The sequence below is a fragment of the Actinophytocola sediminis genome, assembly GCF_054779715.1.
Genome location: NZ_BAAGXS010000042.1, coordinates 21793 through 48272 on the forward strand (window position 1 = coordinate 21793; position 26480 = coordinate 48272).

General features: G+C 72.1%; 23 protein-coding genes. 7 read left to right on the forward strand and 16 right to left on the reverse strand.

Going from position 1 to position 26480, the window contains the following annotated elements; all coding sequences use genetic code 11:
- Positions 1-3 precede the first annotated feature (3 nt).
- From ACYVIP_RS25200 to eccD, 8 genes are all read right to left on the reverse strand, one after another.
- Positions 4-333 (reverse strand): hypothetical protein, encoded by a 330-nt coding sequence (locus ACYVIP_RS25200; RefSeq protein WP_460400519.1) that lies wholly within the window; start codon positions 331-333, stop codon positions 4-6.
- Complete coding sequence (locus ACYVIP_RS25205; RefSeq protein ID WP_460400521.1) at positions 330-740, reverse strand: YbaB/EbfC family nucleoid-associated protein; 411 nt, start codon at positions 738-740, stop codon at positions 330-332. The genes ACYVIP_RS25200 and ACYVIP_RS25205 overlap by 4 nt, the downstream gene beginning before the upstream one ends.
- A 24-nt stretch (positions 741-764) precedes the next feature.
- Positions 765-3368: a hypothetical protein gene (locus ACYVIP_RS25210; RefSeq protein WP_460400523.1), complete on the reverse strand. Its 2604-nt coding sequence runs from the start codon at positions 3366-3368 to the stop codon at positions 765-767.
- Positions 3369-3402: 34 nt separating this feature from the next.
- Positions 3403-5310: a hypothetical protein gene (locus ACYVIP_RS25215; protein ID WP_460400525.1), complete on the reverse strand. Its 1908-nt coding sequence runs from the start codon at positions 5308-5310 to the stop codon at positions 3403-3405.
- A gap of 89 nt (positions 5311-5399) precedes the next feature.
- Complete coding sequence (locus tag ACYVIP_RS25220) at positions 5400-5690, reverse strand: WXG100 family type VII secretion target (RefSeq protein WP_460400527.1); 291 nt, start codon at positions 5688-5690, stop codon at positions 5400-5402.
- Between the two features lie 17 nt (positions 5691-5707).
- A complete protein-coding gene (locus tag ACYVIP_RS25225) occupies positions 5708-6043 on the reverse strand; it encodes a hypothetical protein (protein ID WP_460400529.1) in 336 nt (111 codons plus the stop codon).
- A gap of 26 nt (positions 6044-6069) precedes the next feature.
- Complete coding sequence (eccB, locus tag ACYVIP_RS25230) at positions 6070-7410, reverse strand: type VII secretion protein EccB (RefSeq protein ID WP_460400531.1); 1341 nt, start codon at positions 7408-7410, stop codon at positions 6070-6072.
- A 31-nt stretch (positions 7411-7441) separates the two neighbouring features.
- A complete protein-coding gene (gene eccD, locus ACYVIP_RS25235) occupies positions 7442-8857 on the reverse strand; it encodes a type VII secretion integral membrane protein EccD (protein WP_460400533.1) in 1416 nt (471 codons plus the stop codon).
- 162 nt (positions 8858-9019) lie between these two features.
- On the opposite strand from eccD, the gene eccCa reads away from it, so the two are divergent.
- The 4 genes from eccCa to ACYVIP_RS25255 all read left to right on the forward strand — a co-directional run bounded on the left by eccCa (position 9020) and on the right by ACYVIP_RS25255 (position 15271).
- Positions 9020-12973: a type VII secretion protein EccCa gene (gene eccCa, locus ACYVIP_RS25240; protein WP_460400535.1), complete on the forward strand. Its 3954-nt coding sequence runs from the start codon at positions 9020-9022 to the stop codon at positions 12971-12973.
- Positions 12970-14103 (forward strand): S8 family serine peptidase, encoded by a 1134-nt coding sequence (locus tag ACYVIP_RS25245; protein ID WP_460400537.1) that lies wholly within the window; start codon positions 12970-12972, stop codon positions 14101-14103. The genes eccCa and ACYVIP_RS25245 overlap by 4 nt, the downstream gene beginning before the upstream one ends.
- A 75-nt stretch (positions 14104-14178) precedes the next feature.
- Entirely contained in the window at positions 14179-14664 is a 486-nt protein-coding gene (locus ACYVIP_RS25250; protein ID WP_460400539.1) for a hypothetical protein, read from the forward strand.
- Positions 14665-14992: 328 nt separating this feature from the next.
- The gene (locus tag ACYVIP_RS25255; RefSeq protein WP_460400541.1) at positions 14993-15271 is read left to right on the forward strand and encodes a hypothetical protein; all 279 of its coding nucleotides are present in this window, start codon (positions 14993-14995) and stop codon (positions 15269-15271) included.
- Here the strand turns inward: ACYVIP_RS25255 and ACYVIP_RS25260 are convergent.
- The 3 genes from ACYVIP_RS25260 to ACYVIP_RS25270 are packed head-to-tail and all read right to left on the reverse strand — an operon-like array spanning position 15261 to position 17580.
- Positions 15261-15905 carry a Fic family protein gene (locus ACYVIP_RS25260; protein WP_460400543.1) on the reverse strand — a complete coding sequence of 215 codons (645 nt, stop codon included), beginning with the start codon at positions 15903-15905 and terminating at the stop codon, positions 15261-15263. The genes ACYVIP_RS25255 and ACYVIP_RS25260 overlap by 11 nt on opposite strands.
- Positions 15902-16606 carry a hypothetical protein gene (locus ACYVIP_RS25265; RefSeq protein ID WP_460400545.1) on the reverse strand — a complete coding sequence of 235 codons (705 nt, stop codon included), beginning with the start codon at positions 16604-16606 and terminating at the stop codon, positions 15902-15904. Before ACYVIP_RS25265 ends, ACYVIP_RS25260 begins: the two co-directional genes overlap by 4 nt.
- Positions 16607-16635: 29 nt before the next feature.
- Entirely contained in the window at positions 16636-17580 is a 945-nt protein-coding gene (locus ACYVIP_RS25270) for a LysR family transcriptional regulator (RefSeq protein ID WP_460400547.1), read from the reverse strand.
- A gap of 128 nt (positions 17581-17708) precedes the next feature.
- Between ACYVIP_RS25270 and ACYVIP_RS25275 the strand changes: the two genes are divergently transcribed.
- On the forward strand, positions 17709-18878 hold the full coding sequence (locus ACYVIP_RS25275) for a CaiB/BaiF CoA transferase family protein (protein ID WP_460400549.1): 1170 nt from the start codon (positions 17709-17711) through the stop codon (positions 18876-18878).
- Between the two features lies 1 nt (position 18879).
- Complete coding sequence (locus ACYVIP_RS25280; protein WP_460400551.1) at positions 18880-20133, forward strand: SLC13 family permease; 1254 nt, start codon at positions 18880-18882, stop codon at positions 20131-20133.
- Between the two features lie 7 nt (positions 20134-20140).
- Here ACYVIP_RS25280 and ACYVIP_RS25285 read toward each other — a convergent pair whose 3' ends face one another.
- The 3 genes from ACYVIP_RS25285 to ACYVIP_RS25295 form a co-directional block, all read right to left on the reverse strand.
- Positions 20141-20818: a TetR/AcrR family transcriptional regulator gene (locus ACYVIP_RS25285; RefSeq protein WP_460400553.1), complete on the reverse strand. Its 678-nt coding sequence runs from the start codon at positions 20816-20818 to the stop codon at positions 20141-20143.
- 70 nt (positions 20819-20888) lie between these two features.
- Positions 20889-22505, reverse strand: a complete 1617-nt coding sequence (locus ACYVIP_RS25290; RefSeq protein ID WP_460400555.1) for a carboxylesterase/lipase family protein — start codon at positions 22503-22505, stop codon at positions 20889-20891.
- A gap of 2 nt (positions 22506-22507) precedes the next feature.
- Entirely contained in the window at positions 22508-23857 is a 1350-nt protein-coding gene (locus ACYVIP_RS25295) for an MFS transporter (protein ID WP_460400557.1), read from the reverse strand.
- Positions 23858-24001: 144 nt separating this feature from the next.
- Here ACYVIP_RS25295 and ACYVIP_RS25300 point away from each other — a divergent pair, with 144 nt between their 5' ends.
- The gene (locus tag ACYVIP_RS25300) at positions 24002-24913 is read left to right on the forward strand and encodes an SMP-30/gluconolactonase/LRE family protein (RefSeq protein WP_460400559.1); all 912 of its coding nucleotides are present in this window, start codon (positions 24002-24004) and stop codon (positions 24911-24913) included.
- 16 nt (positions 24914-24929) lie between these two features.
- Here the strand turns inward: ACYVIP_RS25300 and ACYVIP_RS25305 are convergent, their stop codons facing one another.
- Together ACYVIP_RS25305 and ACYVIP_RS25310 are read right to left on the reverse strand one after the other, a co-directional pair.
- A complete protein-coding gene (locus ACYVIP_RS25305) occupies positions 24930-25793 on the reverse strand; it encodes a hypothetical protein (RefSeq protein WP_460400561.1) in 864 nt (287 codons plus the stop codon).
- Complete coding sequence (locus tag ACYVIP_RS25310) at positions 25790-26446, reverse strand: hypothetical protein (RefSeq protein WP_460400563.1); 657 nt, start codon at positions 26444-26446, stop codon at positions 25790-25792. The genes ACYVIP_RS25305 and ACYVIP_RS25310 overlap by 4 nt, the downstream gene beginning before the upstream one ends.
- Positions 26447-26480 lie beyond the last annotated feature (34 nt).

Genomic DNA, 26480 nt, shown 5'->3' on the forward strand with positions numbered 1-26480 from the left:
TGCCTAGCCTTGGTCAGGGGAGTCTGGGCGGTTGGCCACGAACGTGGCCTCCTCGTCGGTGTCGGACAGCGAGCGACCGGTCTGCCAGAGGCGGTTGCCCTTCTCGATGAACAGGTTGTGGAACAGCTCGAGGAACTGCACCGCGACCTCCTCGCCCGGCCGGTAGTTCGCCTCGAGTGCCTCGCCCATCTCGCCAGAACCCCGCTGTCCGTAGGACATCACGGCCGCGTTGAGGTCGCGGTCGATCCCCGCGATCTCCAGGCCGAGCTCGCCGAAGGCCCGCCCGCCGTGGGACACCTCGTCCGGGTCGGCGGCGAAGTGGTTCTCACTCACGACGTCCGCTCCGCCGCGTCCCCGGCCGACTCCCAGTCGCCGTCGAAGTCCGGTAGCGCGTCCGGATCGCCCCCCTGCTCCATGAGCTTGCGGACGTCAAGACCCTCCGGGGCCATGCCGGCCACCACGTCGGTGATGCCGCTGGTCGCCTTGTCCTGTGCGCGCGTCACGACGTCCACGATCTTCGCGCTGAGCTCCTTTGCCGACAGCTCCCGCCAGCGGTCCCCGCGCAGCACCAGCTCGGTCAGCCGGCCGCGACCGTCCACTGTGGCCTTCAGCATCCGGTCCCTGGTCGTGGCGGTCCCGGTGACCGACTGCATCCGCGCCATCGCCTCGGTCAGGTCCGCGCGCTGTTTCTGCAGATCCCCGAAGATCTGCGCGAGGTCGTTGTGCATGGACGACAACATCACCATCACCCTTTCTCGGTCCGGTCAGGTCTGTGCCGGCGGGCCGGTGGCCTCACTGGCCGATGTGGACTCCTCGGCCGGCCGCTGTGCGCGGTCCGGCGCGCGGCCGCGTGGCGCGGTGTTGCGCACGTGGACGTGGGTGGGTGCCATCGGCTCGTCGACGATCCGTTCGCCGTCGGTCGGCCTGCCAATCACGCCGCTGCCCGCCAGGCTGGCCGCGCCCCAGACCTTCTCGTCCTCCGACAGCCAGGTCTCGCGTTCCCGGTCCCCCTTGCCGCCTGCGCCGCCAGGGCCGCCCATGCCGCCCATCGGCGGCATCATCGGGGGCATCATCGGCGGCATGCCGCCGAACTGGTTGTTGTCGCCGGCCAGTTTCGGGTCCCCACCGCCACTGTCGGCGCCGAAGTTGCCGGACCACTCGGCCCAGCCCTCACCACCGCCGCCCCCGGCGACCGCCTGCTGGCCTCCCGGCATTCCGAACCCACCGCCTGCGCCACCGCCGCCGGGCGGTTCCAGCCCGCCACCACCGCCGCCGGCGCCAAGGCCGCCAGGCAACTCCAGCCCACCGCCACCGCCACCGCCACCGCCTGCGCCACCACCGCCAGGCGACTCCAGGCCACCACCGCCACCCGCACCGCCACCCGCGCCGCCACCGGGCAGTTCCAGCCCGCCGTTGCCGCCGGCCAGGCCGTCCAGGTCGAGGCCGGGTGGCGGGGTGGGTTCGGACATGCCGCCAGCGCCGTCGTCCGAGGCACCCGGCAGGTCCGGGGTGTTCTGGTTCAGCTGGGGCAACTCGATGTCCTCGTCGAAGCCGGGTGGCGCCCAGCCATCGCCAGTCCCGTCGCCAGTCCCGTTGCCAGTCCCGTCGCCAGTCCCATCGATGCCGCCATCGATGCCGCTGTCGCTTCCGCCGGGGAACGGCAGTTCGAGGTTGGGCGACCTGTTCGACCCGGAGCCGCCGGTGCCGTTGCCGGTGGCGCCCACCGGCCCGATGAACGGCGGTGGCGGCGTCCCGAACTGGTCGCCACCACCGCTGCCGGGCGGTGGTGTGCCGAGGGACGTGCCGCCGCCGAACGGGTCGTTCGGGTCACCGAGGCCACCTTCTGGTGGCAACTCGATGCCGCCGTTGGACGACAGGTTGTTCGCGTCCCCGCCGCCGGGAAGGCCGAAGTCGCCGCCCGGCGGTGGCGCACCGCCGCCGACACCGCCTGCGCCGCCACCAGTTCCACCGAGGTCACCACCGAGGTCACCACCGAGATCGCCGCCACTGCCGAAGTCGGGCGGCAACTCGATGCCGCCGCCGGCCGGTGGTGTGCTCCCGCCGCCGGTTGGCGGCAGTTCGCCACCGCCGCCGTCACCGCCAAGGCCGGGTGGCAGCTCGAGGTCACCACCGGTACCACCAGGACCCGGGGGCAGCTCGAGGCCACCACCGGTACCACCGGGCGGCGGCAGGGTTCCGCCACCGCCGCCTCCCGGGGCGGTCCCCAGGTTCGGCGGTTTGTTGTCCACGAACGGGGTGAGCGCCTTCCTACCGGCCACATAGGACTGTTCCAGGCCGGTGAGGAAAATCCGGGCCCAGCTGTCAAGGCCGGTCAGCTGACTGTCGACGTAGCTGCTCACCTTCATGTTGATGTCGTCCCAGGTCGACTGACTGCGCAGATCGCCACTGATGTGCGGCATCCCCTCCGGCGGCGTGGCCTGCGTGAACGGCACGTACTTCTCGATCAGGGCGTCGACCGCCCACTCGTCGCCAAGGACGTAGGCGTAGTTGCGGTAGAGCGGCCCCTCCTGGGTGGCGGAGTTGAAGTTGCTGAGCACGTGGTCGATGTAGACCTTGCCGTTGTCGCCGCCGATTCGATCCAGGTTGTAGTTCTCCCTGCCGAGGACGAGCCCCATCCCCCGGATGTAGTTGCGCGCGGCGTCGGTGACGAACGTCGTGGCCCGGTTCACCGCACCGCCAACCTGCAGCAGGTGCAGAAACCAGATGGCCGACATCGACTTGCCGAACTGGCCGAGCGTGTCGGCCATGTCACCCAGCGCCTGGGACGGCGTTGGACTGCGCCGGGTGATCTGGGTCTCGAGGTCGTTGAGCATGAAGTCGATGCGCTTCAGGTTGCCCTGAACGGCATACGCGGCGCGGCCACGGAACGCGGAGTCGTCACTGTCCAAACTGGTCACCCAGTTGTGGACGACGTTTCCGTTGGTGTCGAGCCACTTGACGTACTTGTCGAGCACCGCCTTGGCGGCGTGCAGCCGCGGCACGTCCATCAACCCGAGCTTGCCGGCGCTGAGCCCCGACATGTGGCCCGTCATGTCCAGGAAACCGGTGTTCCAGTCGGCGAACAACGGGGCGTTGTAGTTGACTCCGTACCACCACTGGCCGAAGGCGTGATAGTTCCCCGCGGTGGCCGACGCCGCGTCGGCAGGCGCGGACCCGTCCGTGACGTCCTTCTTGCCGCCCCCCTGCACCTGGAACCAGCCGCCGCCCTCCCCACCGCCTCGACCGCGATCCGCGATCCGGTGCAGGTCGACCCCCATGCCGGTGACCGCGAAGAGGACCTCCTCGTAGGTCGCACGACCGTAGTCCCGGCCCTGGATGTTGCCGGGCTCGGTGGAATCGTCGGGCATGCCCACTCCTTTCGTGCCGACCTACCTGCCGCGGTTACTGACTTTCCGCGCCACCGCCCGCGTCGCCACCGCCCGCGACGCCGCCAACTCCGCCGTTGCCGCCGATGCCGCCGATGCCGAAGCCTGGCGGCGCACCGCCGGTGCCCATGACCTGCCCGCCGCCGATGTTGAGATCCGGGTACTGGCTGACGAAACCGGAGAAGGGGTACAACGCGAGGTCATCGGTCTCGTCGAAGATCTCCATCGCCGCGGTCAGCCCGACGGTGAACGTGGAGAACGTGGCCCGGAGGTTCTCGTTGAAGGACACGACCTTCGCGCCGAACGCGGCGGTCCAGGTGTTCACGTCGATCGCCGGTTCCCAGGTCTGGTTCGCCGGCAGCGCCAGCCATTTCTCGGTGATGACTGCGTCGTTGGTGGACACGGCGTCGTCGATCAGGCTCAGCTCGATGCCGTCCATCTCGCTGATCAGCTTCTTGTAGCTGGCCTCGTCGAACGTGAGGTTGCCGCCGTCGGAGCCGGACAACGGGGGCAGCGGCGCGTTCGGGTCGGCCGTCCCGCCTGCGCCCTGCCCACCCGCGCCTTCTCCACCAGCCCCTTGCCCACCCGCACCGTCCTCGCCAGCGTCTTCCCCACCGGCCCCCTGTCCGCCCGCGCCTTCCCCACCGGGGCTTTGCCCGCCAACACTGTGGTCACCGGAGCCCTCCCCACCGGCGGGTTGATCACCAGTGCCTTGCCCACCGGAAGCCTGGTCGCCGCCCTGCCCCTCGGCCGGTTCGTCCTCGACGGCGTGGGCGGCCTGGCCCGCCACGCCCTCACCCGGAGGCGCGGAGTCCGGTGGTGGCACGACCGGTGGCACACCACCGGTCGGATACCCCCCTGGGGGATACGCGAGCTTCCTCATCATCTTCTCGCCAGCGGGCTGCTCCGCGGTCGGATACCCGCCTGGCGGATACGCGAGTCTGCTGATCATCTTGTCGCCGGCAGGCTGCTCCGCGGTCGGATACCCCTCTGGCGGATACGCGAGCCTCCTCATCATCTTGTCGCCGGCGGGCTCTCCTGGCGTGTCCTGGCCCGCCGTGTTGATCGGCGCGTCGGGCGCCCGCTCCCTGCGGCCCGACACCAGGGGCGGCGGATCCTCCTGCGGAGCGCTCTCGCCACCCACCTGGGACGGCACGGCGGGTGTGTCCGATATGGAGTCACCGGCGCCGCCGCCGTGCTCGTCGCCGGGTTTGTCCCCACAGTCACTGTCGTTGTCGTGGTCGGCCGGGTTCTGGCCGTGGTCCGCGGCCGGCGCGGCGTCCGCGTCGTCGCCAGGTTGCCAGCCGGCATCCTCAGCGTCAGCAGCGTCACCGGGATCGTCGCCGGGATCGTCACTGTGGCCGCCGGCCGGCACCGCGCTGCCGGCCCCGTCGGCCGCCGAGTCCTCGGCCGCGCCGCACGAGCAGTCGCAGTCGCATCCGCAGTCCTTGGGGCGCGGGGCCTCATCGCCGCGCCCCACGGGGTCCGACTTCGGCTCGGTCAGGTGGCGCAGCGACGGCTCGCCGACCACCGGTTCCTCCGCCGGGAGCAGCGGAACACCGTCCCCCGCCGCGACCTCCTCCAGCGGGACACCCCTGTGCATCAGAACTGGCTCGCTCAGCGGCACCGCGGGCCCGCCGTCCGCCGATCCCCTGGTGATCGTCACGGTCAGCCCGCCGACACCGTCGGCCGGCGTGCTGTCGGGCATCGAGATGACCACCGACTCACCGCCGAAGCCCTGCGCCGGTTCGTGCTCGCTCGCCAGATACACCTGCACGTCCGGCCGCTCACCACTGTCGTGCTCAGCATCCGGCGCCCTGGGGAGGAGGGGCGCCATCGGCGTCAGCGGGGTCGCCGAGCCGCTGTCCGAGGACACCTGCGGCGGCTTCTTCATCCGATGCGGCGACGACAGGTCGTCGGACATCAGCAACTCCTTCGTGCGGGGCTGGGCGTCCCGGCGCCCGGGGGCTCACCCGCGGACACCGGGACGGGACCTGAATGTCTACTGTGGACTCACTGGAGCATGATCCTGGTGGCCTGGATGTCGCCTTCCTTGAAGATCTCGTGCGTGTTGATCGACGCCAGCGTGTTCAGGTTGAGCCGGTTCCGCATCTGTTCGTAGGACTTGTTCCATTCCCGCTGCTCCATCGACCAGATCTCCTCCGCGTTGCCCCGCACCGCCTCGGGAATCCGGGCCAACGACGTGCTGAGGTCGTCGAGGATCTGCCCGAGCTGGGCAACCGCCTGGTAGAGCTGTTCGTTGACCTCGAGGTAACCGTTGTGGTTGATGTCGAACGACGTCATCTGGGTGTCCCTCCCGCTCAGCCCTGGCCGGTCTGGCTGGCCTGGCTGGTCTCGTAACTGGTGTCGACGTTCTTCCTCCGGACGGTGTCCGCCTTGTCGCGCAACGCCTCCAGCAGGGTCTTGATCTTCAGGTACTCGGTTGACCAGTCATTGATCCTGGCCGCGAGCGCGATACCGGACGTCGACTGGTTGACCGTCGGCAGCAGGCCGCCGACCTGCGCCACGTTGCCGTTGACCGTGCCCATCCGGCCGAGCGCCTCGTTGACCGAGGTGATGACGGCGGTCATCGTCGCGTCGGTGAACCCGTAGAACTTGGACAGACCGGTCGGTGCGCCCGATGGTGCTGGACTCATGTGCGTTTCTCTCCTCTGTTTCCGCGTTATTCGATGACATCGAGCGCCGGCCCGGTCGGCAGCAGCGCCAGCAGCTCCGCCGGCACCAGCCGTGCCGACTTCACCGAGAACCCGAGCGCGTCCGCGGCCTCCGAACTCAGCACGGGGAACTTCGCGCCCGCCTCGGTGATCAGGTAGCTGCCGGCGCCGGGCACATCCGGTGCCGGCCGGGTACGCGCCAGCAACCCGGCGCCCGGCGCGACCTCGATCCGGTCCGCGACCCGGCCGTCCCTGGTGAACGCCGCCTGGTCGCCGCTCTGGCCGGGGCCGACCGGCGGCGGCGCGACCGCGAGCATCGCCTCCTTTCCGTCCCACCGCACACATGCCGCCTGGGTCCCGGTGTCCACCGGGGTCGGTGGGCGCGGCGGCAGCTCCGCCTGCCACACCGGTGCTGGCAACACCTTCTGGTTGGCCAGTTCCGCCGGCGTGGTGGTCAGCTGGGGCGGCTGCACCACGCCGGGGTCGCTGCGCAGCAGAGCCGCGACGGCGGGGGTCACCGGGATCAACCCGCCCCGCGCGGCCGCGAACAGGTTGTCCCCCACCGCTTCCGGCACCGCGACCAGCTGACCGGCCGTGGTCGGGTAGCCGTCGATGACCGGGCCGGCGCCGGTTCTGGCCAACGGCGCCTGCCCGAGGTCGGGACCGGCGGGGAGGCTGTTGAGCCACGCCGAGTCGACCGGCACGGCCGCGGCCGGGTCCAGTCCGAGCGCCCGGGGCACCCAGTCGGCCGTGATCCGCGACCGGCTGCCGCGCCAGGCGAGGTAGCGCTCGTCGCCTGCCCGCACCAACAGTGCCTCCTCCGGCCGCGCGAGGCGCACGCCCGGCAGGTCGCCCACGGTCACCGCCACGGCCGGGCCGTCCTCGCCGCCCCCGGCGCACACGGTCCACGGTTGGGGCGCGGTGGACGCCGACGGCAGCTGGTCGGGTGCGCCCAGGATGCCGATCGGCGACCCCTTCGGCACGTCGTCGAGGTCGGCGGTGTCGACCGTCTCGACCGGAGGGTCGCCACCGACCAGCAGGCGCGCGGAGGAGTAGTTGTGCACCGGCCGCAGCAGACCGTCGACCATCAGGTACCTGTTCCCGGACTCCTCGGCCACGACCAGGGTTCCCGGTTCCCGCCAGGCGTCCTGCTCGCCGAGGTCGGTGAACAGGTCGATGATCACGATCACGGCGACCACCAGCAGGGCGATCGCGATGCCGCCCAGCATGCCGACGGAGGTGCGACGCAGCGGCCGGTCCGGTGCGTCCGGCTCGACCCGCAACACCGCGGCCACGAGCCTGCCGACCAGGAACGAGTGCGCGTCAACCTGGTCGCGTCTGCCGTACATCGCCGTCCTCCCTTCTATATCTGGAGATCAGTCACAGCCACGAACTGGCCCAGCTGAGGAACCCGGTCACCGACAACACGATCGACATCACGGCGAGCGCGCAGAGCCAGTGGAGGATGTCGCCCCACCGGCCCCAGCGCGGCACGAGCCGCCTGCCCGGCAACACCTGGGCGCCGGCCACCGCGAGCCCGGCGAAACCCAGCAGTCCAAGTAGGACACAGAGTTGGCCGAGCAGCGGGATGCCCGCGGTCCAGCCGAGCAGCAGCGCCACCAGCGCGGTGGCGGCCGGCACCAGGGTGGCCAGCCGGTGCCAGATCGCCACCAGCTCGCGGGCCTGGAACAGCAGCATCCCGGCGACCAGGAAGGTCAGCGTCACCGTGTCCCATCTCGGCGCCGTCACGATGACCAGCAACGCGCCGGTGGCGATCGAGCCGATCACCACGAGAAACGCGGTGAGGTGCTGGTCGGCCAGCGTCGCCCGGTCGAGAACATCCTTGCTGGGCAACGGATCGAGTCCCTGCTGGAACTCCTCCTTGGTGATCGGCACCGGCTGCGCGGCCAGCCCGCCGAGCCACGCGGACAGCTGCGGCGTCGCCCGGGTGAACACCAACAGGACGGTCACCAGGATCGCCGAGGTTGCCGGCCCGCCCAGTCCGGTGAGGACCGACAACAGACCGGCCAGCGCGACCACGGCGCCACCGCAGGCCACCGCGAGGAACCCGGGCTTGGCCAGCCCGGGCGCGATCCGCGCCAGCACCGCGGCCACCGCGACGCCGGTGCCGGCGGTGAGGATGCTCGGCGCGCCGAACCAGTCCGGCTCGACGGCACCCGATGGCAGCGCGCCACCGGCGACCCCGGCCGCGACCACCCCGACGCCGGCGAGGGTGACCGCCGGCCGGGTGCTGTCGCTGTCGATGAGCCGCACCAACAGGTCCGCGCCCCCGATGAGGATCAGGCACACCATGCCCGCGCTCACCGCGATCACCGAGCCGATGCCGCTGAACGTGATGACCAGCAACGCCAGCAGGCCACACAGCGCGGCCACGGTCAGGCAGGCCCGCCGCGTCAGTGCTGGCCGCCACCGGTCGGTGCGGGCGGACAGTCCGGTGTGGACACCGTCGACGAGATCGTCGAAGTCGGCCACCGGCAGCTGGTCGTCGCGCGGCCGCAGGTGGAGCACGTCACCGTCGTAGAGCCCGGCGGCCGCGGTGCCCTGGTCCTCGTTCAACGGGGACTCGCCGAGCCGCTGCAGCACCCAGCCGTCCTGGCCGAGTCCGGTCGTGGCCAGCGCCGGGTCGAGGTGGCCGAGCACCGTCGGCATCAGGTCGGTGATCGGCACGTGCGCTGGCACGGCCAGCTCCACCCTGGACGCCGGCCCACAGATGGTGAGCCGGCACATCTCACCGGAGCCACCGGTCGCCGCCGGCGCGGGGGTCGAGTTCGTCACCGCCATGACCCGTACACGGCGGTGGTGGCGCGCAGGGTTCAGCGACCGCGCGTCATGTCCGGAATGAACACATCGACCGCCCCCGCGCGTGTAGTGGTCAGCCAGCCAGTACGGCGTGATCCACGAGGAGCCGACCGCGATGACGACGACATCGACGACATCATGACGACGACGCTGTTCCGCCGCCCCGGCCGGGAGAAGCCGCCGGAGATGCCGAGTGGGGAACTGTCCCTTCAGGAGCCGCCGTCGCTGCCGGAGGTCGCGGGCGGCCGGGACTTCCTCTCCTCGCTCATGATGCTGCCGATGATGCTCGGCAGCGGGGTGTTCATGCTGGTGTACATGGGCCGCACGAACCCGTGGCTCGGTCTTGGCATGTTCGGGCTGATGGGCCTGATGGCCGTGCTGATGTTCGTCACCCAGATGGCCCGCGGCGGCACCGACCGCCGCCAGCGGCTGCGCGGCGAGCGGCGCGACTACCTGCGTTACCTCGGCCAGGTCCGTGGCCAGGTGCGCGCGGCGGCGGCCCAGCAGCGGGAGGCACTCGCCTGGCGGCACCCGGACCCGGCCGGGCTGTGGTCGATCGCGATGACCGGCCGGCTGTGGGAACGCCGCGCCGCGCACGCCGACTTCGCCGAGATCCGGCTGGGCACCGGCCAGCAGCGGCTGGCACTGCGGATCACCCCACCGTCCAGCAAGCCGATCGCGGACCTCGAGCCGTTGACCGCCCGCGCGCTGCGCCGGTTCATCAACGCCTACACGACGGTGTCGAACCTGCCGACCGCGCTGTTCCTGCGGGGGTTCGCCAAGGTGCGGTTCACCGGCGACCAGGACGCGATCCGCGCGGTGACCCGGTCGGTACTGGCCCAGCTGGTCACCCTGCACTCCCCGGAGGACCTGCGGATCGCGGTGTGCGCCGATCCCGGCCGGGTCCAGCTGTGGGACTGGGTGAAGTGGCTGCCGCACGCCCAGCACCCGGTGGAGCAGGACGGCGCAGGCCAGGTGCGGCTGCTGGCCGACGGCGTGGACGCGCTCACCGACCTGCTGGACGCCGAGCTCGGCGAACGGGGTCGCTTCGAGGCCGCCGCCACGCCCAGCCGGGAGGAACCGTACGTGGTGATCGTGCTGGACGGCGTCGCCGTGCCGGGAGAGTCCCGGCTGGCCGGCACCGGCTACCGCAACTCGATCGTGCTGGACGTCTCCTCGGCGTTGGCAGGCCTGGCGAGCAAGGCCGCGCTGCGCCTGGATGTCACCACCGAGCGGGTCGAGATGGTGCGCACCGACCGCACCGGCCAGGACGTGCGCACCGAGCTGTGCGCCCCCGACCTGCTCAGCCTGCCGCGCACCGCCGCGCTGGCGCGGGTCATCTCCCCCTACCGGCTCGGCGGCACCACCGAGATCGCCGAGCCGATGGTCGCCGACTTCGACCTGCCCCGGCTGCTCGGCGTCACCGACCTGGACACCTGGCAGCCGGCGTCGCTGACGCGCACCGGACTGGCGCGCAACAGGTTCCGCATCCCCCTTGGCATCGCCGAGGACGGCACGCCCATCGAGCTGGACATCAAGGAGTCCGCGCAGGGCGGCATGGGCCCGCACGGGCTGCTGATCGGCGCCACCGGCTCCGGCAAGAGCGAGCTGCTGCGCACGCTGGTCCTCGGCATGGCGATGACGCACTCCTCGGAGATCCTCAACTTCGTCCTGGTGGACTTCAAGGGCGGCGCCACCTTCCTCGGTCTGGACCGGCTGCCGCACACCTCCGCGGTGATCACGAACCTGGCCGACGAGGCCCCACTGGTCACCCGCATGCAGGACGCGCTGCACGGGGAGCTGACCCGCCGCCAGGAGCTGCTGCGCGCCGCGGGCAACCACAGCTCGTTGCTGGACTACGAGAAGGCCAGGCTCGCCGGCGCCAGCCTGGACCCGCTGCCGACGCTGTTCGTGATCGTCGACGAGTTCAGCGAGCTGCTCACCTCCAACCCGGAGTTCGCCGAGCTGTTCGTCATGATCGGCAGGTTGGGCCGCTCGCTGGGCGTGCACCTGCTGCTGGCCAGCCAGCGCGTCGACGACGGCCGGATGCACAAGCTGGAGAGCCACCTGTCCTACCGGATCGGCCTGCGGACCTTCTCGGCGATGGAGAGCCGCTCGGTCATCGGCGTGCCGGACGCCTACCAGCTGCCCAGCGCGCCCGGCAACGGCTTCATCCGCACCGACGTGGCCACCCTCATCCGGTTCAAGGCCGCCTACGTCTCCGGTCCGCACCACCGGCGCACCCGCGAACAACGCCAGGAGGAGGTCCGCAAACAGGTCGTGCCCTTCGGCGTCACCCGGCTGGCCGCCCCGGCCGCGCCGCCCTCGGCACCGGTCGTGCCGGCCGAGGACGAGGAGACCGGCGAGTCGGTGCTCGCCGTGGCGGTGGATCGCATGATCGGGCACGGACCGCCGGCACACCAGGTGTGGTTGCCGCCGCTGGCCAACCCGCCCGCGCTGGACCAGCTGCTGCCGCCGGTCCTGCCGGAGCCGCCGCATGGGCTGCGCGCCGTCGGCTGGCGCCCGCGCGGCACGCTGGTGGTGCCGGTCGGCGTGGTGGACAAGCCCTTCGACCAGCTGCGCGACCTGTACCTGGTGGACCTGTCCGCCGCGGGCGGGCACGTCGGCATCGCGGGCGCACCGCAGTCGGGGAAGAGCACCCTGCTGCGCACCATGATCGCCGCGCTCGCGCTCACCCACACCCCGGCGGAGGTGCAGTTCTACTGCCTGGACTTCGGCGGCGGCACGCTCGCGGCCGTGGACGGGCTGCCGCACGTCGGCGGGGTCGCCGGACGGCTGCACCAGGAGCGGGTGGCCCGCACCGTCGCCGAGGTGCGGTCCCTGCTGGCCAGGCGCGAGCGGGTGTTCACCGAGCACGGGGTGGAGAACATGGCCGCCTACCGGGAGCGCCGCGCGGCCGGTGAGTTCGTCGACGACCCACACGGTGACGTGTTCCTGGTCGTCGACGGCTGGGGCTCGCTGCGCACCGAGTTCGACCAGCACGACCTGGCGATCCGGGAGCTGGCCCAACGCAGCCTGTCCTATGGGGTGCACCTGATCCTGACCACCAACCGGTGGTCCGACGTGCACAGCCAGCTGCGCGACCAGCTCGGCACCCGGCTGGAGCTGCGGCTCGGCGACGCGATCGACTCGCTGATCAACATGCGCAAGGCGGGCGAGGTACCCCAGACACCGGGCCGGGGCCTGACGCCCGACCAGATGCACTTCCTCGCCGGGGTGCCCCGGCTCGACGGCGTCGCCGGCACGACCGACCTGGCCGAGGCCACCAGGGACCTGGTGTCGGCGGTCCGGGAGCACTGGCAGGGGCCGCCCGCGCCCACGGTGCGGATGCTGCCCTCGGTGCTGCCGGCCGAGGACCTGCCGGCGCCGGAGAAGGGCCCCCGGCTGGCGCTTGGCGCCGGCGAGCTGGACCTGCGGCCGGTGTGGCACGACTTCGGCGACCGCCCGCACCTCACGGTGGTCGGCGACACCGGCAGCGGCAAGACCGCCGCGCTGCGCCTGATCATCACGGCGATCACCACGGTCTACACCCCGCAGGAGGCGCAGATCCTGGTCATCGACCCGCGCCGGACGCTGCTGGAGATCGTGCCGGACAGCTACCGGCGGGGCATGGCGGTGTCCGCGCCCGCGGCCGAGCGGCTCGTCCGGGAGGCGGCCGAGGAGCTGATGGCCAGGGTGCCCGCCGCGGACATCTCCCCCAGCCGGCTGCGTCAGCGGGACTGGTGGCAGGGCCCGGAGATCTTCGTCGTGGTCGACGACTACGACCTGCTGCTCGGCGGGCTCGGTGGGCCACTCGAGTCGTTGGTGGAGCTGCTGCCACAGGCCGGCGACATCGGCCTGCACGTGGTGCTCGCCCGCGCGGCCGCCGGGTCCAGCCGCAGCGGCATGGAGGCGGTGCTCCGCAGGCTGCAGGAGTCCAACACCCCCGAGCTGGCGCTGTCCATGCCGCCCAACGAGATGCCGCTGCTCAACGGTGTGCGCGGCCGGCAGCTACCGCCAGGCCGCGCCGCGCTGGTCACCCGCCGCGAGGCGATCGGCCTACAGATCGCCTGGACCGAGGAGCCGACATGAGACACCGGTTGGCCGCTGTCGGGGCGGCGCTGGTCCTGGGCGCGGTGCCGGCGCCCGTGCCGGCCGGCGCGCAGCCGGTCGGGCAGTGCACGCCCCCGGCGAACACGGCCATCGACCAGGAGTCGTGGGCCCAGCAACGGATCGCCGCGGACCGGGTGTGGCGGCTGACGACCGGCGACGGCATCGTCGGCGTGGTCGACACGGGCGTCAGCGCCGAGGCGCCGCTGTTGGCCGGCGCGGTGCTGCCCGGCACCGACCTGGCCGACGGCCGCGGCGACGGCGACTGCTACGGCCGGGGCACGTTCATCGCCGGCCTCATCGCGGCCAGACAGGGCGACAGCCCGCTCACCGGGATGGCGCCCGGCGCGCGGGTGTTCCCGGTGCGGGTGACCGACGACCCGACCAAGATCATCGACCACGCCGCGTTCGCGCGTGACATCGCGAGCGGCATCCGGGCCGCCGTCGACGCCGGCGCGGGGGTGGTGGCCGTGGGACTGGTGGCCACGCTGGGCGTGCCGGAGCTGACCTCGGCGGTGGCCTACGCCGCCGACCGCGACGTGCTGGTGGTGGCCTCGGCCTGGGTGTCGAAGAACGGCCAGCTGGCCTTCCCCGCCCGGCTGCCCGGAGTGCTCGCGGTCGCGCCGGTCGGCCAGGACGGTCCGGTCCGGGACCCGGTCTACGGGGCCGCGCCCGCGCTGGCGGCGCCGGCGCAGGACCTGGTCAGCATCGCGCCGCGCGGCACGGGGCAGCGCACCGGGTCGGGCGGCGAACTGGCGGTCGCCTACGTGGCCGGCGCCGCCGCACTGGTCCGCGCCTACCACCCGGGGCTGTCCGCGCGCCAGGTCGCCGGGCGCCTGCTCGCCACCGCGGACCAGCCGGGCGGACCGCTGCCGAACAAGCTCGTCGGCTACGGCGTCGTCGACCCGCTCGCGGCCGTCACCACGGTGCTCAACACCGATCCGCCGACCGCGGCCGAGGTCGAGCACCTGGTGGTGCCGGTGCCCGAGGTGCCGGACGAGGCCCCGGCCAACCGCGCGCTGTGGTTCGCCGGCGGAGTCGCCGCGGTGGCCCTGCTGGTCGCCGGCCCGGTGTTGGCCGGCGCGTCCGGCAGGCGCAGGCGCGACGGCTGACCGCCAACTGAACCCCGCGACGTCCCGGCCCCGTGTTTCCAGTGAGGAACCTCCGATTCGAAGGTGGCACAGCACATGATGACGCCAGCGTTGCCCGACGTGGCCGCCACTCACCTGACCCTCGTCGACGACACCGGTGCGGACCTCCGGTACGCCAGCCGGGAGTACCAGCTCGAACGCGGCTGGACCACGACCGTGCGCGGCCACCAGCTCCTGCTGGACCTCGACGACGACACCTGGGGCCTGCTGATGCCGACCGACGTGGCGACCGCGCTGCTCGCCGAGTTGCACGCGATGCGCCTGTCGTGCCCGATCGTCGGCCTGCCCGGTACGCACGACCGGCGAAGCATCCTGTTGCTGGAGCCGGAAAGGGCGGCCACCCCCAGGCTGCCGGCGGCGGTGAGCAGGCTGCCGAGCGGCACCACCGTCGCCCTGCCGCCCAGCGTCACCCCGAACGGCCCGGTCTACTGGCTGGCCCCGCACGACCCGCCGGGCAGCACCCGCCCGGCCGTCCAGACCGTCGCCGACACACTCACCCGGGTGGTGGGTCCCCCCGTCTGATGCGGCGAAGGGTCCCTTCGCTGCGCCTGATGCAGTGAAGGGACCCTTCGCTGCGGTCGGCTCGAACGCGGTGGACCGGCTGTTCGTCACCGCCGCGGCGGGCACCGTGTCGACGACCGCCGCCCAACTGCCGAACGCGACCTGCTCGACGATGCTCGTCGACACGATGAACAGCTTCGGCCAACGCGTACATCGTGTGCGCCGGCACTCGCTGACTGGTGTCGAGTTCCGGGTGCCCAGGTTTCGGGTGCCCACTGGACATGATCACGTCCGAGCGATAATATCGGACATGCTTATAGTTCATATTCTATAGCAGGAGGTTGGCGGCATGGAGGTCGACGAGGTGGGTCGGCTGCTGTTCGGCCGGCCGTGCCGGCTACGGGTGGCGTTGTGGATCCACCAGCGCGGCGGCCGACGCTTCTACCAGTCCGAGCCGCCGCTCACCGTGATCCCCCAGAGCGCCGCCGGCACCGAGCTTCGCCGCTTCGTGCACCTTGGCATGCTGACCGAACACCGGGAGTCCGGCAGCCGGCGCGTCTACTACGACATCACCACGAGTCCGTTGTGGGCGATCGTGATCGCGGCCGCACGGGTGGTCAAGGCGTAGCGTGCGCCGCGCGCCGGCGTGCGCCGGCGATCAGCGTGGACACCAGGTCGGCCAACGCGAGCGCGCCGGCGGCGTCGTCGGCGCGTCGGCTGACCAGCCGGACCGGGCCGACCTGGTCCAGGACGATCCCGGCGCCGGCCAGGACGAAGTCCAACGCCAGGTAGGCCGCGCGGGCGTTGCCGTCCACGAACGGGTGGAAGAAACAGACATCGAGGTACACCCGGGCGGCGCGCGCCGGCAGCGCGAGTGCCGGGTCAGCGACCTGGCGCAGACAGCGGTCGAACCGGTGCGGGGTGTCCGAGTCGATGCCGTAGCGCTCGCGGCCCCCTTTCGCGAACGCGGGATACCCGCGGAACGGGGCCGCCGCCACCCCGAGGACCCGGCACTGCCAGGCGCTGAGCAGCGCGAACCGCAACGGCGTCCCCTCGGCTGCGCAGGCACGCGCGTGCGTGAGCGCCGAACGCAGCGCCGCCGCGCGCGCCGGATCGCGGCCGTGGTCGACGGTCCGGATGTGGTGCAGCGCGCCGTCGCGAACCGGGACGAACGGGCTCTCGTCACAGGGGCGGACCTCCCGCCATGGCACGGCATCCCGGACGGTGAGCCAGGTCCGCAGGTGGTCCGGTGGCGCGGTCACGCCTGGTCGGTCTCGAGCGCGCCGGCCAGCCGCTCGGCCACGTCACGCACAAGCTCCCGGTCAGGCTGGATCCAGCTCTGGAACCGGCCCCCGATCGCCCGCTCGATCCGCGCCCGCGCGCGGTCCGGTGGCACCTCCCAGCGAGTCAGGAACCAGGTGAGCACCTGCTCGCAGTGGGTGTACCAGGCGTCACCGGAACCCGTCCGGTCCACGACCTGGGTGACCAGGTGGACCGTGGCGCGCTCCCAGGCGTCCTCGCGATCCGCCGCCGGCAGATCGGTGAGCGGGAACCGGTCGAACCACTCGGCCAGGTCCACCAACCACCCGCGCCAGTCACACAGCGCCGCGGCGACCCTGGCCAGGGTCTCCTCGGGGACGGTCATCGAGTCGCGCGGGCAGCACCACGCGCCCACCGGGCCGCCGGCGATCTCACCCTCGTCGTGCGCCCACCGCCAGCCGACCACCCATCGGCCGTACCGCGCCACCATGGCCCTGGTCATCGCGGTGGTCCAGGCAGCGCCTTCGTTGTAGGACCACCGGATGACGTCCGAGTCGCCGGCGTGCCCGGCGGGTCGGGTCGGCACCCGGCCGGCGGGTTCGAGCGCGGAGATCACGGCGAGCGCGGCGTCAGGGTCGAACGCGTGCCGCCGGGGGTCGACCTCGTCCCAGGACAGTTCGGCGGGCCGGAGTTCGGTGTTCATCCCGGAGATGGTGCTCGACCCACCGCCGGTCACTCAACCGGGTTCCCCGGCGCGGCGGTCGATCGCGCCCCCGACCGGGAGGCCGCCGGCATCCGCTCGGCGAGCTCGTCGGCCCGCAGCCGGATCAGCCCGCGGACGATCAGCGCGGCCCGCGACGGCCTGCTGTCCTTGCGCTGCACCAGACACAGCCGCAACGGGCTCGCGTCGCGCACCGGCAACCAGACCACGTCCGGGATGTCCGCCGAGGTGTCGAACCCGCCGAGCAGCCCGAGCCCGGCCCCCTGCCCCACCATCACCTTCAGCGTCCTGGCCGACATGGCCTGCACGACGACATCCGGCCGGTCGACGTGCCGGTGCAACACCTCCCACAGCACCGTCCCCGCGCGCATCGTCACGATCGGCCAGCCCCGCAGGTCCGCCCAGTGCACGTGCTCCCGACCGGCCAGCGGGTGATCGCCTCGGGCCAGGACCCCGACCGGCGCGGAGATCAGCGACACCCGCGCCAGCCCGGCCGGCGCCGGGTGCATGGGCACCGTGATCACCCCGAAGTCCAGCTCACCGGCCGCCACCGCGGCCTCGATGCCGGCCGACGCGTCCTCGCGCACGGTGAACCGCAGCCCGGGACGATGCTCGCGCAGTTGGCCGACGACCGGCGCGATGATCGTCTCCGCGGCCACCGACACGCCGCCGATGTGCACCCCGCCGACGTAGGCGCCGCCGGACTCCATGGCCGACTCGCGCACCGCGTCCTCGGCGGCCACCAACCGCCGCAACGGCTCCAGCATCGCCTGCCCGGCCGGCGTCGGCCAGACCCCGCGCCGGCTGCGGGTCATCAGCACCACGTCGAGCTCCTCCTCGAGCAGCGCGATCTGCTGACCGATGGTCGGCTGGCTCACCCCGCACCGGACGGCGGCCGACCGCAGCGACCCGGTCTCGACCGCGATCAGGAAGTACCGCGCCCGCTCAACGCGCATCCGGCCACTATAGAGGCAGAACCTTTCACCGGTGAGGCGCATCAGCGCGTTCCCAGGGCGGGCACCGGCCCGGCATGGTGTGGTGACCTGCGAAGACCCTCACGACGGTGTGAAAAGGAGCAGTCCTGGTGACCGACGGACCACTGAGCGGCGTGCGCGTCCTGGACATGTCCACGATCCTGGCCGGGCCGCTGACCTCGTCGCTGCTCGGCGAGTTCGGCGCCGAGGTGGTCAAGATCGAGCACCCCGACGGCGGCGACCCGGCCAGGCACTACCCGCCGCTGGAGGACGGGGTGTCCACCGCCTGGGCGCTGGTCGGGCGCAACAAGCGCAGCGTCACCGTCGACCTGCACCATCCCGAGGCCGCGCACCTGGTCGGGCGGCTGGCCGCCGGCGCGGACGTGGTGGTGACCAACTTCCGGCCGGCCACGCTGCGCCGGTTCGGGGTCGACTTCGACGACCTGCGCGCCTACCGGCCCGACCTGGTCATGGTGCACGTGAGCGCCTACGGCCGCACCGGGCCCTACGCCGACCGCCCCGGCTTCGCCCGCGTCGCCGAGGCCTTCGCCGGGCTCACCCACCGCACCGGGGACCCCGACGGCCCGCCGGTGTTCGCCGGCTACCCCATCGCCGACGGTGTCACCGGCATGTACGCCGCGTTCGCCACGCTGCTCGCGTTGCGCCAGCGCGACCGCACCGGCGAGGCCCAACTGGCCGACATCCCGCTCTACGAGCCGTTGTTGCGGATGATGGAGGACTTCGTCGTCGAGTACGGCGCCACCGGCACCTCCCGCGAGCGCCAGGGCAACCAGAACCCGCACATCAGCCCCAACAGCCTCTACCGCACCCGCGACGGCCGGTGGCTGGCCCTGCCGGCCTCGACCCAGCAGATGTGGCGACGGCTGGTCGAGGTGATGGACGCGCCCGACCTCGCCGTGCACGACACCATGACCGCCCGGCTCGAGCACCGCGCGGAGATCGAGGCCAGGGTGGCCGCGTTCGTCGAAGCCCGCGACCTCGAGCCGCTGATGGCCACGCTGGTCGCCGCCGGGGTGGCCGCCGGCCCGGTGAACTCCGCGGCCGACGTGTGCGCCGACCCGCACATCCGCGCGCGGGGGTCGGTCACGACGGTCGGCGGGCGGCTCATGCAGGCGCCCGCCGGCCGATTCTCCGGTTTCGACAGTGTCGTCGGCGTCGGTGCGCCAACCCTCGGTGAACACACGGCCGACGTACTGGCCGAGGTCGCCGGGCTGGCCGGCCACGAGGTCGACGAGTTGCGCCACAAGGGAGTGGTCTGACATGGCCGTCGCGTCCATCATCATCCTGGTCGCCCTGTTCGGGGCGACCCTGCTACCGAGATTCGACCTGGGCAGCGCCGCGCTCGCGGCCGCGTTCCTGCTCGGGCTGGCCGCCGGGGTGCCCGCCGAGGAGGTGACCGGGTTCTTCCCGGCCGACTTCTTCGTGCTCATCGTCGGGGTGACCGCCCTGTTCGCGGTCGCCCACCTCAACGGCACGCTCGACTGGCTGCTCGACCGGTTACTGCGGCTGGTCGGCGGCCGGGCGCCACTCGTGCCGCTGGTGCCGTTCGTCATCGGCGCGGTGCTCACCGCGGTCGGCACGCTGCCCGCCGCCGCGACCGCGATCGTGGCCCCCATCGCGCTCGGCCTGGCCGCCCGCTACCGGTACTCACCGCTGGTCGCCGCCGTCCTGGGCATCACCGGCATCATCAGCGGGCTGCTGTCCCCGCTGGCCGTCTACGGCGTGTCCGCCAAGGGGCAGAGCGACAAGCTCGGCATCGAGCTGCCCGCCTCCGCGCCGATGACCTACCTGCTCGGCGGGCTGCTGACCGGGGTGGTCGTGTGCGCGGTCTGCCTGGCCATCGGGATCCGTACCGGCGCGATACCGCGCGGCCGGGTGACCACCCCGGCGACCGGCCAGGTGCGCACCGACGAGGACACACCGACCGCGGGCGCCGGCGCCCGCACGCTGACGCTGGTGTGCATGCTCGCCGTCGTCGTGCTCTCGGTCGGGTTCGACCTGAACGTGGGATACCTCGGGTTGACCGCGGCCGTGCTGTTGCAGCTGGTGCTGCGGCTGGCGCCGGGTGCGGTGATCGCGAAGGTCCCGTGGGGCGTGGTCCTGCTGATCGGCGGGCTGCTGACCTATGTCGGGCTGATGCAGCACCTGGGGGCGTTCACCGAGATCAGCGAGCTGCTCCGGGTCGAAGGCTCGCCGAGCCTGAGCCTGCTGGTGCTGTGCTACATCGCCGGGGTCACCTCGTTCGCCGCCAGCTCGATCGCGGTGTTCGTGACGACCATGCCGCTGCTGCCGCCGCTGGTGGCCGAGGGCGTCTCCCCCGTCGGCGCCGTGCTCGCGCTCGCGCTGGCCTCGGTGCTCGTGGACATCAACCCGCTTGGCATCACCGGCGGGCTGATCCTGGGCGCCGCCGAGCCGGCGGCCCGGCCCCGGCTGTTCCGCCAGCTGCTGACCTACGGCCTGGTGTCGATCGTGGTCGCGCCGCCGCTGGCGTGGGCCGCGTTCGGCTGGTGGTGACCCGCGCTCAGAACAGGTCCTTGGCCTCGTCCCGCAGCGCGGTCAGCGACTGCCGCACGGCCGCGGTGTCCGGCAGGACGGCCAGCAGCAGCGGACAGCCGGTGGCCGGGTCCACGGCCAGCACCCCGCGGATCCACTCCATCCCGGCCTCGAGCTCGGCGATCGCGTCGGTCGTGCCGTCGGCGCGGGCGAAGTTGCCCAGTGCCGAGCGGTGCATGGCGTCGATCAGCGCGGCGAGCGCCATCGGCAGGAACGGTTGGCTCTCCGCCGGCAGGTGGTCGCGCAGATAGGCCCGCGTCAGCGCGACATAGCGCTCGTGCTCGAGCACCTCGCGCTTGCGCAGCTCCGGCACCAGCCTGGTCAGCCGGTAGCGCCGCAGCACCAGCTCCGGCCGGCTGAGGAAGTCCCGCAGCACCGCCTCGGTCGCGGCGATCACCACGTCCACCGGGGTGCGGCTCCCGGTGGGCGGCACCAGGTTGCGGGACAACAGTTCCAGGCGGGCGGAGTGGTCCGGGAAGGCCAGCTCGTCCTTGCCGTCGAAGTGGCGGAACACCGTCCGCCGGGACACCTGGGACGCGTCGGCGACGGCCTCCACGGTGACGCTCTCGTAGCCCTGCTCCAGGAACAGGGCCATCGCCGTTTCCGCGATGCGGTACTTCGTCTCCAACGCCCGGTCGACCGACACGGCTCCGCCTCCCCTCCTCGACGCCCGTCCGGGCCTTCGCAAGTCTATGACCTCGGACGGGGCGCGGGAGTCAGCCGGCGAACGAGCCCGGCCGGGCGGTCGCGTGGGTGTTCCCGGCGTCGAGGACCATGCTGGCCGGCCACTGGTCCCAGCGCGCGCCCAGCCCGGCGTGCTGCGGGCTCCCGGTGTGCACGAACGCGCGCACGCTGTCGATCATCAGGTCCGACAGCGCGAGCCGGCCGGGCTCGTTGCGGCGGCTGAACGAGTACGCGAACACTCCGTCGTCGAAGGAGCGGAACAGGAACGGCAGGTCGAGGGCGTGCGCCGCGCCATACACCTGGTCGAACGGCGCCGGCTGCTGGTTCCAGCCGAACTGGTAGTAGAAGAGCCGGTCGTTTCCGGCCGCGCGCAACGTGTTCATCGAGTCCTCGACGATCCCCATGAAGATGCTGTCGCTCAGCTGGTCGGCCGCCTCGTTCCACCCGCCGGGACCGTCAACCGGCAGGTAGCGGTCGACGATCAGATCGCGGACGGTCAACTCCGACGGCCGGTCGGGGTCGAACCGGTACTGCCAGGTGAAGCGGTCGTAGTCGGTCGGTCGGTGGGCGCCGATGGCCGCACCGAAGAGTTTTCCCTCCTCCTCGGTGTTGCCCGCGAGCACCGGGACGTCGCGGTAGCGACCCGCCGCGATGGCCGCGTGGTAGTCCTCTGGCAGCACCGCGCCGTCGGAGAGCACCCGAGGCGGGTCGCCGATCTGGGGACCGAGGCGGACCTGGGCGCGGATGAGGTCCTCGGCGGGCAGCGCGCGCAGCCGGCGCACCGCGTTCTCACCGGTGCCGATCGCCTCGGTCACGAACGTGTCGGCGTAGGTGCGCGCCGCCGCCGGCGTCTCGAACTTCCAGCCCCCGCTGAGCGGGATCGCCCTGTGCAGCAGCCCCTTGGTCAACGGGGAGACCAGCAGTGCCCACACGTTGACCGCGCCGGCGGACTCCCCCATCACGGTCACGTTCCCCGGGTCGCCGCCGAACGCCCGCGCGTTGCGGTTGACGAACCGCAATGCCTCGATCTGGTCCAGGGTCCCGAAATTGCCCGACGCGCCGGGTCCGGTGTCCAGTCCGGGCAGGCCGAACCAGCCGAACACGCCGACCCGGTAGTTGACCGTGACCACGACCGCGCCGGTCCTGCGGGCCAGTGCCCGGCCGTCGTACATCGGGTCGGCCGAGTAGCCGACCATGTTGCTGCCGCCGTAGACGAACACGATCACCGGCAGGTTCTTTCGCCTGTCCGCCGGGCGGAACACGTTGAGCGTCAGGCAGTCCTCGGCCCCGACGGGTTTCTTCAGCCCGTCGCGGATGTCCAGCCCGTAGTGCGGCCCGCTCGGCGCCGGGCTGAAGAACCGTCCTTCTTGGACACAACCGTCGCCGAACTCGTGTGCGGCACGCACACCGTGCCACGGCCGGTGGGTCACCGGCGCGCGCCACCGCAACCGGCCGACGGGCGGTTGCGCGTACGGGATGCCGCGCCAGGACACGGTTCCCGACGTCCGGCTCTCGTCGGTGCCCTCGACGAGCCCGAGGCTCGTTCGCCGCAGGGTCGGCGCGTCGTGCGCGCTCGCGGCCGGCGCCACGGTGACCGAGATGGCCAGCGTCACGACCCCCAGCAGGACGGCGACAAGTCGTTTCCGCACAGTCATTCCCTTCCCTCCACCCCGGCCAGCGACACCGTGGGGCCGGAGCGCCGGTCCTCGGCGCGCACGGTCCGCCACAGCACCGGCACCAGCAGCACCCCGACCACCGCGGCCCCGACGAGCACCGCGAAGCCGGCCGACTCGCTCCCCCGGCTCTCGGCGAACCCGTACAGGTAGGGACCGACGAAGCCGCCGAGCAGGCCGACCATGTTGATGAACGCCAGGCCGGCCGCGGCCATCAGGCCCGACATCCGCGCCATCGCGACCGACCAGTACAGCGGCAGGATCCCGATCAGCAGCAGCATGGCGAGGTCGATCAGCAGGATGCGCAGCACCGCGCCCTCGGCGAAGGCGTAGGCGACCGCCACCACCGCGGTCGCGACCGTCGCGTACATCAGCACCCGCAGCTCGTCGCGGACCTTGCGTTGGATCCACGGGATGAGCAGCACCCCGATGAACGCGCCGATGCCGACGCTGCCGCTCACCACACCGATCACGAAGGACCCCTCGACGTTCAGGCTCTCCACGATCGACGGGAAGTTGTACTGGATCGCCACACTGTTGACCTGGTTGGCGAAGTAGACCGCGGACAGCGCGAGGATGAACGGCCTGCCGAAGGCCACCTTGAGGTTGCCCTTCAGCGCGCTGTGGGCCGGTGCCGTGCGCACCACCGCGCGCTCGGCCAGCACCTCGGCCTCCCGCTCGGTCAGCCACGGCGCGTCCGCCGGCCGGTCGGGCACCAGGCGCCACACGAAGAACGCGACCACCACGGTGATCGCCCCTTCGACGAGGAACATCCACTGCCAGCCGAACAGGCCGCCCACCCCGCCCAGCTCCATCAGTGCGCCCCCGAGCGGGCCGCCGAGGGTGAGGCCGGCGCACACGGCGAGGTAGATGATCCCGACGATCGTCACCCGCTGCTTCTGGGAGAACCAGACGGTGACGATGTACATCAGCGCCGGGTACAGCCCGGCCTCGGCCGCGCCGAGCAGGAAGCGGACGACGTAGAAGGAGAACTCGTCCTGCACGAACATCATGCAGCTGCAGAGCGCTCCCCAGGTCACCGCGATGCGGGTGATCCACCGCCGGGGCCCGACCCGATGCATGATCAGGTTGCTCGGCACCTCGAGGAACGCGTAGCTCAGGAAGAAGATGCCGGCGCCGACCCCGTAGGCCGCGGCGCTGATGCCGATGTCGGCTTCCAGCGAGGTCTTGGCGAGACCGACGTTGGTGCGGTCGACGAAGGCCATGAAGTAGACGAGACACAGGATCGGCAGGAGGCGGAACGCGGCCTTGCGGCTGGTCATGGCGTGCAGGGCGTCCTCATCCGGCACGTTTCGCTGCTGGTTCACCAGAAGTCTCCAATGACACTGGATGCCATCCATGCGGCACTCGGTGACATTTGACTGTGCCACAGGCCACAGTCGGGCACAAGCACCGGCCTGCCTTGACACGAACCCGGCCCGCCGTGACCATGCGTGGGCGAGGTGAGGTCAATGGCGATGGCACCCCAGCCGGCCAGCCGGCACATGACGGTCGTGCTCGACGGTCGCTCGTTCCTGGAATGCCCCCGATGGCATGACGGGCGCCTGTGGGTCTCGGACTTCTACACCAGCCAGGTCCTCGCCACCGACGGCCACGGCGCCACCGAGGTGCTGGCCGAGGTGCCCGGCCAGCCGTCCGGGCTCGGCTTCCTGCCCGACGGGCGCGCGCTGATCATCTCCATGCGCGACCAGCGCATCCTGGTGCGCGACGACGCCGGAGGGCTGACCGAGCACGCCGACCTGTCCGCCGCCGTGCCCGCCGTGCTCAACGACATGGTCGTGGACGAGCGCGGGCGTGCCTACGTCGGCAACTTCGGCTTCGACCTGATGGGCGGCGCCCCGCTGCGCGACACCGTGCTCTGCCGCGTCGATCCCGACGGCACGGTGACCTCGGTGGCCGACGGCCTCATGTTCCCCAACGGCATGGTGATCCTGCCCGGCGGTGTCCTGGTCGTCGCCGAGACCTTCGCCGGCCGGCTGACCGCCTTCGACATCGGCGCGGACGGCGGCCTGACCGGCCGCCGGGTGTGGGCGCAGTTCGGCGAGCCGCCGGCGACCGACGACGTCGAGACCACGCTGGCGCGGCTCGCGGTCGCGCCGGACGGCATCTGCGCGGACGCCGATGGCGCCATCTGGGTCGCCGACGCGTTGCACGCCAGGTTGCTCCGCGTCCGCGAGGGCGGCGAGATCCTCGAGGAGCTCCGCACCCCGATGGGCGTGTTCGCCTGCATGCTCGGCGGGCCGGACGGCCGCACCCTGTTCGCCTGCGCCGCGCCCTCCTTCGCCGAACACGAGCGGCGCGCGGCCCGCGAGGCCGAACTGCTCGCCATCGAGGTCGAGGTCCCGCACGCCGGCCTGCCCTGATCGGGTCCGCGGCCGGTCAGGGCGCCAGGTCCACGCGCACCCGACCGGGCTCGTCGGGCAGCACGATCACGGTGGAGCCGTTGTCGTGGCGCCAGTGCACGGGTAGCAGGAACCAGCGGTCGTTGGCGTGCAGCAGCGGGCGCAACCCGTTGTACCGGAACCGGTACGAGCCGGCGCCGTCGTCCAGGACCGTGCGGCCGACACCGGGGCCGGGCAGGTGCAGGTCCCGGTCGCTGTAGACCACGGCCTGCGGCTGCAGGACCAGCGTCAGCTCGGTCAGCTCCGCGTTGTCCGCGCCCCGGCGTTGGGCCAGCGTGGTGACCGCCCAGAAGACCGCGGTGAGCACGAGCGCGGCGAGCAGCCCCCTGCGCAGGTACACCCCGGAGCCGACAAGGTGCGCGACCTGTCCCACCGGTTTGCCGTGTCGGGCGAGGAGCAGCAGCGCGTACTCGACGAGCAGACCGCCGCAGGCCAGGGAGAGCGGCGACACCAGCCCGAGCGCCCAGCCGTACAGTCCCGCGACGCCGAGCGCGCCGAGCGCGACCCCGACGGCGAGCACCGCCAGGCAGATCAGCCGGACGCGGCGTGGACCGGCCCGGCCGAGGTAGTGCGCGAGCAGCCGGTGGCCGCCGTACACCGCGAGGATGACCACCAGCACCGTGGCGACCGGCCGGAAGAACGTGTCGGCGCTGCGCACCAGGTAGCTGGCCGGCGAGAACTCCAGGATGCTGAGGCTGATACCGAAGTAGGCGTAGAAGCTCCGGGCGCTGACGTAGCCGAAGTAGTACAGGATCCCGGACAGCAGCGTGACCGGACCGACGAGCGCGAGGATGTCGACCACCACGCGCCACCGGTTGTCCGCCGACCCGGTCTGACTCATGTGGACGGTGGAATGTCGGTGGGTTCTTCGGTGGGTTCCTCGGTGGGTTCCTCGGTCGGTTCCACCGGATCGGCCGGCACGGTCCCGGATCCGCCGGGATCCGTCGGCGCCGCTGGCACTGTCGGCTCCGTCGGCTCCACCGGCTCCGTCTGCTCTGTCCACTCTGGAGCGGGCGGTTGTTCCCGCGTGGGCGGCGAACCCCGCTCGACCACGCGCGCCCCGAGCGGGGCGGGCACCTCGAAACCGCTGCACACCCGGCTTCCCTGGCAGACCGGACTGCCCGGCCGGGGATCCTGGACGCGGATGGTCACCACGTCCGGCTCGTCGGTCAGCGTGCCGAGCAGGCACAGCCTCGCCGAACAGTCCGGCGGTGGGTCGTCGGCCGGGGGCTCGGTCTGGGTCGGGGGTTCGACGTCCTCGACGGCGTCCCAGCACGGCGAGCCCGGCTCGGGGAGGTCGGTCGCGTCACCGCACGCGTCCCGGATCCGCTCGGCCTGCTCCTCGGTGAGCGCGATGGCCGCCACGTCGGTCACCCGTTCCGAGGGTGGGATGGAGACCTCGACACCGCCGGGAACGGGGTCCTCGGCGCACCCGGCCAGCAGGCCGACGGCGATCGCCGCGGCCGCACTCGTTCGCCGCACGGCGCTGGACATTCGGTTTCACCTCCCGCCTTGTTGACACAGGAGG